The organism is Tabrizicola sp., assembly GCF_036781545.1.
GTDB lineage: Bacteria > Pseudomonadota > Alphaproteobacteria > Rhodobacterales > Rhodobacteraceae > Tabrizicola.
This window is the reverse complement of record NZ_DAIQAT010000132.1, coordinates 1-9,546: the sequence shown is the minus strand read 5'-3', so window position 1 is coordinate 9,546 and position 9,546 is coordinate 1. Positions and strand designations below refer to the sequence as shown.

Below are 9,546 nucleotides of genomic sequence, written 5' to 3'. Positions count from 1 at the left end.
CATCCTCCATTCGTTCATCTAGCGGTATCACGCAGATCAACCGCAAGCTATAGTCGATCCCGACTCAACAGACGAGGCCCCGACCATGCCGCTGACCCCCGAACAACAGGCCGAGATCCAGGCTGCACGGGCCACTCCCCGCCCCACCCTCCGCGCCGTCTCCGAAGGGATGGAGGCCCATCTCTATCGCGCCCATCCCGTCCTTGACCACGGCTTCATCCGCGTCGTCGACTACATGGGCGACGACAGCGCCATCGTCCAGGCCGCCCGTGTCAGCTACGGCGCCGGGACGAAGCATGTCAGCAACGACGAGGGCCTGATCCGCTACCTGATGCGGCATTGGCACTCCACCCCCTTCGAGATGTGCGAGGTCAAGCTCCACGTCAAGCTGCCGGTCTTCGTCGCCCGCCAGTGGATCCGCCACCGCACCGCCAACGTCAACGAATACTCCGCCCGCTACTCGATCCTCGACCGCGAGTTCTACATCCCCGACCCCGCCCAGCTGGCCGCCCAGTCCACCGTCAACAACCAGGGCCGCGGCGAGGTCCTGACCGGCGAGGAATCCGCCCGCGTGCTCGACATGCTCAAATCCGACGCCGCGCAGATGTACGACCATTACGAGGCGATGCTCTCCCAGGACGGCCAGCAGGGCCTCGCCCGCGAGTTGGCCCGGATGAACCTGCCGATGAACATCTACACGCAATGGTACTGGAAGGTCGACCTGCACAACCTCTTACACTTCCTGCGCCTCCGCGCCGACCCCCACGCCCAATATGAGATCAGGGTCTACGCCGAGGCGATTGCGGCTTGCGTGAAGGACTGGGTGCCCTTGGCGTTCGGAGCCTTCGAGGACTACCGGATGGGCGGGGTCACGCTGTCGGCCAAGGCGATCGCGGTGTTGAAACGGCGTCTGGCCGGGGAAGTGGTGACGCAGGAGGCTTCGGGGATGAGCAAGGGTGAGTGGAGGGAGTTTGAGGGGGTTTGGGGGTGAGTGAGGAAGCCGAGTTAGCCAAGAGCAAGGCAAGGGAGTTGAGCCTTGCGTATCTTGGAGTGATTCAGCAGCGTCTAATAAGGCCATTTGAAGTTAGACCCCGAATGGACACCAGTGTCCTAGCCCCGTTTGTTGATACTATCTATTCGACCCTGTATGAAAACGTACTCTCTTGCCTTTCCATGGCAACGATTGCGTTTGATCTTTGTTTGGAGTTTGAGCAAGAGTCTTTCTTTCGCAGCACTCTAGCTGCAGAACGGATACGCCAGCTTGCAAAGGCCGCCGGAGAGGGGCAAATTAAGTTTGAACTTGACGACGAAATGCACTCTGAAGCGCTGCGAATAGCCTCGGAGAAAGCAGCTAGCTTAGCAAAGGAGGCAGACACCTACATTGAAAGGACTGTGTCACGGCTTCTAGCTGTTCTAGATCGTGATGGGTTCCAGACTCGGGTAGACAACCTTACGCGACAGTCGATAGTGCTCTTGTGGACTGCTTTTGAAACTTTCAATCGAGACTTGCTGCGAGCAATTTTGAACGCGCGTCCTGATCTCTATAGGAGATTAGAAAAGGATCAAGACTTCCGCAAAGAAATTCGATCAATTGACATTGAGCGGATCGCTGAACGAGGCTTCGATTTATCCAACTGCCTAGGCGATATCATCTTCTCCTCCCGCGACCTAAGCAACGCAAAGTCGATTGAGCGCATTTACCTGCCTCTTTATCCAGAAGCCAAAATGCTCCATTGCGCTTTGTCGAGCAAGAGGCTCTACTTTCTAGGCAAGGTACGAAACTTGATTGTCCATACTGGCGGTGTTGTCGATTCCGAATTTCTAAAGGTCACCGATTACAACGGATCAACCGGAGATCGATTAAAATTTCATACGGTTGAATTTCAAGAGTTCTGCGAAGAAGTTCTTTCGACTTCCGAACAGGTTTGCAATGCTGTTAAGGTGGACTTCACCCGGCACCCGTAGGTCGGGGCCTGCCCCGACTCACGATGGCACCCCAAACCCCGCCCTACCACACCGCCCCACCCGCATCGCGGTGCCATGACGAATACGGCCACTCCCGCGGATGCCTGACCAACCCGTGCTTCACCGGATTGATCCAGCAATACCGGACATGGTTCGCGAAATCCGCTTCGTCCCGGATGTGATGCTCCCAGAACCGCTTCTGCCAGATGGGGGATTCACTTCGTAGGTCGGGGCCTGCCCCGACTCTGTCCCGTCCACCCCGCGCACCGTATGAATTGCGCTTCAAACGAGTCGGAGCAGGCTCCGACCTACACAACTCCCTTGTGAAGCGGCCTTTGATCTCGCTCATCCGACCCGAAAAATCCGCATCCCCCACCGGCAAGGTCCACACGCAATGCATGTGGTCCGGCAAGACCACCCACGCATCAATCCCGAACGGCCGCTTCGCCCGCGTCACCGCCACCGCCTGCCGCAACATATCCACATGCCGCACAAGCGTGTCCGCTCCCCGGTCGACCAGATTAACCGTGAAGAACACGCAAGCTCCGGGCACCTTGGGGCGGATGTATCGCGACATGCCCGCACCCTGCCCCACCACGGTTAACGCCCCGTTACCCCAACCCACGCAAGCCCGTAGCATGCACCGCACACCCTTCGCCGCTCCCTTGCCAAAACCCCCATTAAAATATACATTCTATTACACATCACAGGACCCACCCCATGACCCGCCTCCTCACCCCCCACATCGCCACGATGACCGAGCTTCGCGAACCCCACAAAGTCCTCGAACGTTCGGGTGGCAAGCCGGTGGCGATCCTCAAGAACTCTACCGTGGTCGCCTATCTCGTCCCGGAAGAGGCGGTGGACAAAGCCGAGCATCGCTACGCGACTCGGGAAGAGGTGATGGAGGCGATGGAGCGCACCCATGCCCGTGCCCAGCCGGTTCTGGACTACCTCAAGGACAAATGAGCTTCCGCCTCCTCTCGCCCGAATTGGTCGAGGCGATCCACGATGCGATCCTGAACCCCGGCGAACTCCCCGGTCGGGCGCGGGACAGATCGCTGGCGGCCACCCTCGCCCGTGTCGAAAACCGCCTTGCCTATGGCATGGTCCCGGATGTCTTTGATCTGGCCGCCGCCTATGCCATGGCCATCGCGCGCGGCCACTGCTTCAACGACGGCAACAGGCGCACGGCCTACCGGACGATGCACGTCTGCCTGGAGCTTCACGGCATCACAGTGCCTTGGGATACAGAAGAAATCGGCCAGATCATCATCCGTTGCGCTCAAGGACTGATGGCGGACGGCGACTTCGCCGACTGGCTGCGCGACAAGGCAAGGGCCGGGTGATCCCCCGGCCCCGTCCGTTACCAAATCCCTAACGTCCACAGCCAAGCCCTTGATTTCCAACGGCCCGCAAATCTGCCCGCGCGCGGGCAGGTCAGCCGCCGGTCTCGACCCGGATCAGCCGCACCTGGTCGGCGGTCAGGTAGCCCGTCACCGGCTCGCCCTCGTCGGCCTGCCACTCGCCAATCGCCCGGCGGGTGCCCGCCCCGAAGGTTCCGTCGGTCCGGGCCGGGTCATAGCCCAGTCGCGTCAGCCGCCGCTGCAGGTCCACCCTCTCGGCCAGCGTCAGCTCCAGCAGGCTCTCTTCCAGCGCCGCCGCATTGGTCGGCGCGGGGCTCGGGGCCGGGGTCGCGCTGCCCGCCTGTGACCCGATCAGCTTCACCTGGGCCGCGGTCACATAGCCCGTCTGGGTCTTCTTGTTGGCCTTCTGCCAGCCCTTGATCGCGATCCGGGTCTTCGACCCCCAAAGCCCGTCGGCCACCCCGGCATCATAGCCCAGCACCGTCAGCTGCTTCTGGATCGTCGTCCGCTGGGTCCGCGTCAGCTTCAGCGCCGCCTCGATCTCCGCCGCCGTCAGGGTGCCCGAAGGCGTGTCATCCACCGGCGGCGTGACCACCACGCTTTTCGCCAGCAGCTTCAGCTGGGCCTCGGTCACATAGCCCGTCGCCGTCTCTTTCCGGTCCCGCTGCCAGCTCGCGATCGCCGTCCGGGTGTTGCGCCCCCAGACCCCGTCGCTGCCGCCCGTCGGATAGCCGAGCCGCGTGAGCTCTCGCTGCACGGCCACCTTCTGCGCGGTCGTGATGCCAAGTCTCGCCTCGGCCAGAGCCGCCGCCTCGGCCGTGCCCTCGACCGGAGCGCCCAGCCGGGCCAGGGCCCGCTCGGCGTTCACCCGGTAGGCCCCCTTGGGGTATTTCTTCAGATAGTTCTGATAGGCCGCCGCGGTGTTCGCATTCTGCGCGGCGATATAGGCCTGTTTGTCCATCTCCTGCTGCAGCAGGCTGTCCGCGATGCCGCCGATCACGTCGCCCAGGTCTTGCGCAGGGGCGGGGGCGGTCAGGGCAAGGCTGGTTGCCAGCATCACTGGCAGGGTCAGGGTGCGCATCGGTTTTCCTTTCGTCAGGCACGGCATATGGCCGCCTTGGCCCGGGATAACACCCCGATTCTGGAGATGGTTGCATACGGACACTGGTCAGCCGGTTTCCGCCGACTACCTTTCCGCCGAAGGAGACCCCCAGATGACCCTCACCCTCTACGCAGCCACCGCCGCCGTCTTCCTGATCCTCGACGCGATCATGCTGACCTTCGTGATGAAGCCGCTCTTCACCCGCCACATCGGCCCGCTGATGGCCGAGCCGATCCGCTATGCCCCCGCCGCGCTTTTCTATCTCGCCTACGTCGCGGGGCTGGTCTGGCTGGTCTCCCTTCCGGCGCTCCGGACCGGGGCGCCGATCCTCCTCCCGGCGCTGATCATCGGCCTGATGGCCTATGGCACCTATGAGTTCACCTCGTGGAGCATCATGCGCGACTGGCACTGGACGATGGTCGTGACCGATGTCGTCTGGGGCGGGCTCCTGACCGCGCTTTCGGCCTGGGCCGGGGTGGCGATCACCAGGGCCTTCCACGGCTAGAGGGCTTTGCGGCCCTCGGAAACATGTGTTACCAACCGGTAAACGCCCAAGGCCAAGCCGTTGAAATCATTCACCCTGAAAATCTGTCCACACGTGGACACCTCAAGGACCCGACGCCATGATCCTCTACGGCATCCCCACCTGCGACACCTGCAAGAAGGCCCTCAAGGCGCTGGAGCGGGCCGGCAAGGACGTCACCTTCCGCGACATCCGGGCCACGCCCCTGGCACAAGCCGAGGTCGACCGCATCGTCCAGGAATTCGGCTCGAAGGCGGTGAACCAGCAGTCCACAACCTACCGCTCCTTCAACGATTTTCTGAAAGCCTCCGACCCCGAGGCGCAGATCATGGCGCAGCCGACCGTGATGAAACGGCCGGTCATCCAGGACGGGGATCGCTGGTATCTCGGGTGGGACAGCGCGACCGAAGCCGCGCTGACCACCTAGATCAAAGCAGGCGCAGGTCGCCCGCCGACTGCTTGCCGTCGCGACCGGACTGCAGTTCGTAGCCGATCTTCTGGTTGTCGCTGAGCCCCTTCAGCCCCGCCCGCTCCACCGCCGAGATATGGACGAACACGTCCTTGCCGCCATCATCCGGCGCGATGAAGCCATAGCCCTTGGTCGCGTTGAACCATTTCACGGTGCCTGTCGGCATTCCGCTTCTCCTCTCAGAACCCCCCGGGGCGCCATTGCCCCGAGCCGTGCCACCAGGTCTTCCAGGGCTTCGTTCAGAGAGCCGGTCAGGAATTCTGTCGTCACTTCGGCGATGATGCCAAGGATTCGCTGAAAATCAAGCCGCAAGGCGAACGACCGCCGAGCAGGGCAACCGGAACGCTTGTTTTCCGGGCAGCCGCAAGTCTCAACCGGCGGGCGGCAGCGCCTCGAAGCCGAAGCGCGCGACCGCCTCGTCAAGGCCGATGACCTCGGTCCGCGTCTCACCCAGGCGACGGACGGAAACCGTGCGGCCCTCAACCTCCTGCATCCCCACGGCCAGGATCACCGGCACCTTGCCGACCGAATGCTCGCGGACCTTGTAGTTGATCTTCTCGTTCCGCACATCCGCCTCGGCCCGGACCCCCGCCTTCTTCAGCGCGGCCACCACCTCCTGCACGAAGGGGTCGGCGTCCGAGACGATCGAGGCCACCACCACCTGCCGCGGCGCCAGCCAGAACGGCAGCTTCCCGGCATAGTTCTCGATCAGGATGCCGATGAAGCGCTCGAACGAGCCCAGGATCGCGCGGTGCAGCATGTAGGGCCGGTGCTTCGCGCCGTCCTCGCCGACATATTCCGCGCCCAGCCGCTCGGGCAGGTTCGGGTCCACCTGGAAGGTGCCGCATTGCCATTCGCGACCGATGGCGTCGGTCAGCTTGAAATCCAGCTTCGGCCCGTAGAAGGCCCCGTCGCCCGGGTTGATCTCATAGGGCAGGTCGAGGCTCTTGATCGCGCCTTCCAGCGCACCTTCCACCTTGTCCCATGTCTCATCGCTGCCGATCCGCACCTCGGGCCGCGTCGACAGCTTGATGTCGAACTTCTCGAAACCCAGGTCCTTGTAGACACTGGACAACAGCGCGATGAACGCCGCGCATTCCGACTGGATCTGGTCTTCCGTGCAGAAGATATGCGCGTCGTCCTGCGTGAAGCCGCGCACCCGCATCAGCCCGTGCATCGAGCCGGACGATTCATACCGGTGGCAGGATCCGAACTCCGCCAGCCGGAGCGGCAGGTCGCGGTAGGATTTGAGCCCCTGGTTGAACACCTGCACGTGGCAGGGGCAGTTCATCGGCTTCAGCGCGTTGATCCGCTTTTCCTTCGCGCCTTCCTCGTCAACCTCGACGATGAACATGTTCTCGCGATAGGCCTCCCAGTGGCCCGACTTCTCCCACAACACCCGGTCCACCACCTGGGGCGTCCTGATCTCCTTGTAGCCCGCCGTCCGCAGGCGCCCGCGCATGTAGTCTTCCAGCGTGCGGTAGATCGTCCAGCCGTTCGGGTGCCAGAACACCATCCCCGGCGCTTCCTCCTGCAGGTGGAACAGCTCCATCTCGCGGCCAAGCTTGCGGTGGTCGCGCTTCGCGGCCTCCTCCAGCATCGTCAGATGCGCCTTCAGGTCGTCGCGGTTGCGGAAGGCCACGCCGTAGATTCGCTGCAGCATCGGGCGGGAGGCATCGCCCAGCCAGTAGGCCCCGGCGACATGCGTCAGCTTGAAGGCGTCCGCCGGCACCTGCCCCGTGTGCTGCAGATGCGGCCCCCGGCACAGGTCCTGCCAGCCCCCGTGCCAGTACATCCGGATGTCTTCACCCTCGGGGATGCGGTCCAGAAGCTCCAGCTTGAACGGCTCCTGCCGTCCCCGGTAATATTCCACCGCCCGCGCGCGGTCCCACAACTCGGTGCGAACCGGCTCGCGCGCGTTGATGATCTGCTTCATCTTCGCTTCGATCTGGCCCAAATCCTCCGGCGTGAACGGCTCTTCGCGGTCGAAGTCGTAGAACCAGCCCTGGTCGCGCACCGGGCCGATCGTGACCTTCACCTCCGGCCAGATCTCCTGCACCGCGCGGGCCATGATATGCGCCAGATCGTGCCGGATCAGTTCCAGCGCCGGGGCCTCGTCCTTCATCGTGTTGAGGGAAATCGTCGCATCGCCCGGGATCGGCCACTGCAAATCCCAGTGCTTGCCGTTCACCTGCGCCGAGATCGCCGCCTTGGCCAGCGACGGCGCGATGGAGGCCGCCACTTCGGCAGGCGTCACCCCCGCGTCATAGCTGCGCTTGTTGCCGTCGGGAAATGTCAGGGAAATCTGGCTCATGGCCGGCTCCTCGTCAGTTTGGCGCCTACGAAACGCCCGGTTGCGGGTTATGTCAGGCGGTTTCTGCCCCCGCGCCCGACCGAAGTCAAGCCATGCGCGGGGTTCCGCCCGCGGGCTGCGACCACCCTGCCGCAGTGCCGTCGCCGTTGCTATCTTCCCCCCATGACAACCTTTCTCACCACCCCGCAGGGCCGCCACATCGCCTATCACCAGACACCCGGCAAAGGCCCGGGCGTGGTCTTTCTGGGCGGCTTCCGCTCCGACATGTCGGGCTCCAAGGCGCTCGCCCTGCAATCCTGGGCCGAAGCGACGGGCCGCGCCTTCCTGCGCTTCGACTATTCGGGGCACGGGCAGTCGCATGGGTCCTTCGTCGATGGCGCGATCACCGACTGGCGCGAGGATGCCGCCGCCGTCATCGACGTGTTGACCGAAGGCCCGCAGATCCTGGTCGGCTCCTCGATGGGCGGCTGGATCGCCCTTCTCCTCGCCCGCGAGCTTGGTCCCCGCATCGCCGGGATCATCGGCATCGCCGCCGCCCCCGACTTCACCGAACGCATGTGGGAGGCCGAGTTCACCCTTGCGGAACGCACCACGCTTCTGGAGGAGGGCGTGTTCATGCGCCCCTCCGACTATTCCGACGACCCCTACCCGATCACGCTGCGCCTGATCGAGGACGGACGGCAGAACCTGGTGATGAACGGCCCGCTGCCCTTGCACATGCCCGTCCGCCTGTTGCAGGGCAGCGCCGATACCGACGTGCCGCCGACCGTGGCGATTTCCCTCTTCCATCAGATCAGCAGCCCCGACCTGCGGCTGACCCTGGTCAAGGATGCCGACCACCGCTTTTCCACGCCGCCCTGCCTGGCGATGATCACCGACGCCATCGAAGACGTCACCCGCGCGCGTGAGGCGCTGCCGGTCGAGGATCACCCCGGCTTGCAGGTATCGAACATCCGCTGATGTGGCCTTTCCGCCGATCCGGCTGACGACTGCGGAAAATCGGCTTTGAGCGCATGAGCTTGTGGGCTAGTCTTCAGGGAACAGAAAGACCGCCGCTTGCAGAAATCCTGCGCACGGGGCCCGTGTCGTGAACGTACTTCTTCTTACCGAACCCGCCGCGAATGAACCGCTCGTCCTGATCCCCGGCTTCATGGCCGATGCGCGCAGCTTCATGCCGCAACTGGCAAGGCTCGGCGCCGACCGTCCGGTGATCCTGCTGAGCCCCGGCCTGGGCAACACGCTGGAAAAGATCGCCGCCGAAGTCGCCCCGCAATTGCCGCCCCGCTTCGCCTTGGTGGCACATGGCCTGGGCGGCAATATCGCCATTGAGATCCTGCGCAAGCGCCCCGAGGCCGTGACCCGCGTCGCGCTGATCGCGACCGACCCCCTGCCCGAAACCCCGCAACTGGCCGCCGAACAGGAGGCCCTGCTCGTCGCTGCAAAGACCGGTCATCTGCAGGCCTGCATGGCGCAGATGCTGCCGATCACCGCGCTGCATGATGCGCCCTGGCGCGATGAGGTCATGGCGCTGGTGATGGACATGGCGGAAAACCTTGGGCCCGCGCAGTTCCGGCGCCATCTTCGGGTGCTGCAACGCCGCCCGGACCAGCAGAAGACCCTGCGCAAGGTCCATGTGCCGACCATGGTCATCGCGGGAGAAAGCGACACGCTGGTCCCCCGCCGCCGCGCCGAATTCCTGGCCGCGATGATGCCGCAGGGCTGCCTGGAGATCATCGCCGAGGCCGGCCACCTGCCGCAGCTGGAACAGCCCGAGGCGGTGACGAAGGTGCTGAAGACCTTCCTTGC

At 63.8% G+C, this 9,546-nt stretch carries 12 protein-coding genes; 8 read left to right on the top strand and 4 right to left on the bottom strand.

All coding sequences use genetic code 11. The annotated features are described in order from the left end of the window. Positions 1–85: 85 nt before the first annotated feature. Both thyX and V7Q39_RS16100 read left to right on the top strand, forming a co-directional pair. Positions 86–991 (top strand): FAD-dependent thymidylate synthase, encoded by a 906-nt coding sequence (gene thyX, locus V7Q39_RS16105; RefSeq protein WP_333817631.1) that lies wholly within the window; start codon positions 86–88, stop codon positions 989–991. A 104-nt stretch (positions 992–1,095) separates the two neighbouring features. Then, on the top strand, positions 1,096–1,965 hold the full coding sequence (locus V7Q39_RS16100; RefSeq protein ID WP_333817630.1) for a hypothetical protein: 870 nt from the start codon (positions 1,096–1,098) through the stop codon (positions 1,963–1,965). A 43-nt stretch (positions 1,966–2,008) separates the two neighbouring features. Here V7Q39_RS16100 and V7Q39_RS20630 read toward each other — a convergent pair whose 3' ends face one another. After that, positions 2,009–2,542: an REP-associated tyrosine transposase gene (locus V7Q39_RS20630; protein ID WP_443082533.1), complete on the bottom strand. Its 534-nt coding sequence runs from the start codon at positions 2,540–2,542 to the stop codon at positions 2,009–2,011. A gap of 143 nt (positions 2,543–2,685) precedes the next feature. On the opposite strand from V7Q39_RS20630, the gene V7Q39_RS16095 reads away from it, so the two are divergent. Continuing rightward, on the top strand, positions 2,686–2,934 hold the full coding sequence (locus tag V7Q39_RS16095; protein ID WP_333817629.1) for a hypothetical protein: 249 nt from the start codon (positions 2,686–2,688) through the stop codon (positions 2,932–2,934). Beyond that, positions 2,931–3,314, top strand: a complete 384-nt coding sequence (locus V7Q39_RS16090) for a type II toxin-antitoxin system death-on-curing family toxin (RefSeq protein WP_333817628.1) — start codon at positions 2,931–2,933, stop codon at positions 3,312–3,314. The genes V7Q39_RS16095 and V7Q39_RS16090 overlap by 4 nt, the downstream gene beginning before the upstream one ends. A 91-nt stretch (positions 3,315–3,405) precedes the next feature. On the opposite strand, the gene V7Q39_RS16085 is transcribed toward V7Q39_RS16090, so the two are convergent. Next, positions 3,406–4,413 carry a peptidoglycan-binding domain-containing protein gene (locus tag V7Q39_RS16085; RefSeq protein ID WP_333817627.1) on the bottom strand — a complete coding sequence of 336 codons (1,008 nt, stop codon included), beginning with the start codon at positions 4,411–4,413 and terminating at the stop codon, positions 3,406–3,408. Positions 4,414–4,546: 133 nt separating this feature from the next. On the opposite strand from V7Q39_RS16085, the gene V7Q39_RS16080 reads away from it, so the two are divergent. Next, positions 4,547–4,939: a DUF2177 family protein gene (locus V7Q39_RS16080; RefSeq protein ID WP_333817626.1), complete on the top strand. Its 393-nt coding sequence runs from the start codon at positions 4,547–4,549 to the stop codon at positions 4,937–4,939. Positions 4,940–5,057: 118 nt separating this feature from the next. Beyond that, a complete protein-coding gene (locus V7Q39_RS16075; protein ID WP_333817625.1) occupies positions 5,058–5,384 on the top strand; it encodes an arsenate reductase family protein in 327 nt (108 codons plus the stop codon). A 1-nt stretch (position 5,385) separates the two neighbouring features. Here the strand turns inward: V7Q39_RS16075 and V7Q39_RS16070 are convergent, their stop codons facing one another. Both V7Q39_RS16070 and thrS read right to left on the bottom strand, forming a co-directional pair. Next, positions 5,386–5,592: a cold-shock protein gene (locus tag V7Q39_RS16070; RefSeq protein ID WP_103256685.1), complete on the bottom strand. Its 207-nt coding sequence runs from the start codon at positions 5,590–5,592 to the stop codon at positions 5,386–5,388. Positions 5,593–5,796: 204 nt separating this feature from the next. Further along, positions 5,797–7,740, bottom strand: a complete 1,944-nt coding sequence (gene thrS / locus V7Q39_RS16065) for a threonine--tRNA ligase (RefSeq protein WP_333817624.1) — start codon at positions 7,738–7,740, stop codon at positions 5,797–5,799. A 162-nt stretch (positions 7,741–7,902) separates the two neighbouring features. Here thrS and V7Q39_RS16060 point away from each other — a divergent pair, with 162 nt between their 5' ends. Together V7Q39_RS16060 and V7Q39_RS16055 are read left to right on the top strand one after the other, a co-directional pair. Then, positions 7,903–8,700 (top strand): alpha/beta hydrolase, encoded by a 798-nt coding sequence (locus V7Q39_RS16060; RefSeq protein ID WP_333817623.1) that lies wholly within the window; start codon positions 7,903–7,905, stop codon positions 8,698–8,700. 127 nt (positions 8,701–8,827) lie between these two features. After that, a partial coding sequence (locus V7Q39_RS16055; RefSeq protein ID WP_333817622.1) for an alpha/beta fold hydrolase occupies positions 8,828–9,546 on the top strand: 719 nt, incomplete at its 3' end.

Coding starts and splice junctions, on each gene's coding strand:
- thyX (WP_333817631.1), top strand. CDS start 86: ATGCCGCTGACCCCCGAACAACAGGCCGAGATCCAGGCTGCACGGGCC.
- V7Q39_RS16100 (WP_333817630.1), top strand. CDS start 1,096: ATGGACACCAGTGTCCTAGCCCCGTTTGTTGATACTATCTATTCGACC.
- V7Q39_RS20630 (WP_443082533.1), bottom strand. CDS start 2,542: ATGTCGCGATACATCCGCCCCAAGGTGCCCGGAGCTTGCGTGTTCTTC.
- V7Q39_RS16095 (WP_333817629.1), top strand. CDS start 2,686: ATGACCCGCCTCCTCACCCCCCACATCGCCACGATGACCGAGCTTCGC.
- V7Q39_RS16090 (WP_333817628.1), top strand. CDS start 2,931: ATGAGCTTCCGCCTCCTCTCGCCCGAATTGGTCGAGGCGATCCACGAT.
- V7Q39_RS16085 (WP_333817627.1), bottom strand. CDS start 4,413: ATGCGCACCCTGACCCTGCCAGTGATGCTGGCAACCAGCCTTGCCCTG.
- V7Q39_RS16080 (WP_333817626.1), top strand. CDS start 4,547: ATGACCCTCACCCTCTACGCAGCCACCGCCGCCGTCTTCCTGATCCTC.
- V7Q39_RS16075 (WP_333817625.1), top strand. CDS start 5,058: ATGATCCTCTACGGCATCCCCACCTGCGACACCTGCAAGAAGGCCCTC.
- V7Q39_RS16070 (WP_103256685.1), bottom strand. CDS start 5,592: ATGCCGACAGGCACCGTGAAATGGTTCAACGCGACCAAGGGCTATGGC.
- thrS (WP_333817624.1), bottom strand. CDS start 7,740: ATGAGCCAGATTTCCCTGACATTTCCCGACGGCAACAAGCGCAGCTAT.
- V7Q39_RS16060 (WP_333817623.1), top strand. CDS start 7,903: ATGACAACCTTTCTCACCACCCCGCAGGGCCGCCACATCGCCTATCAC.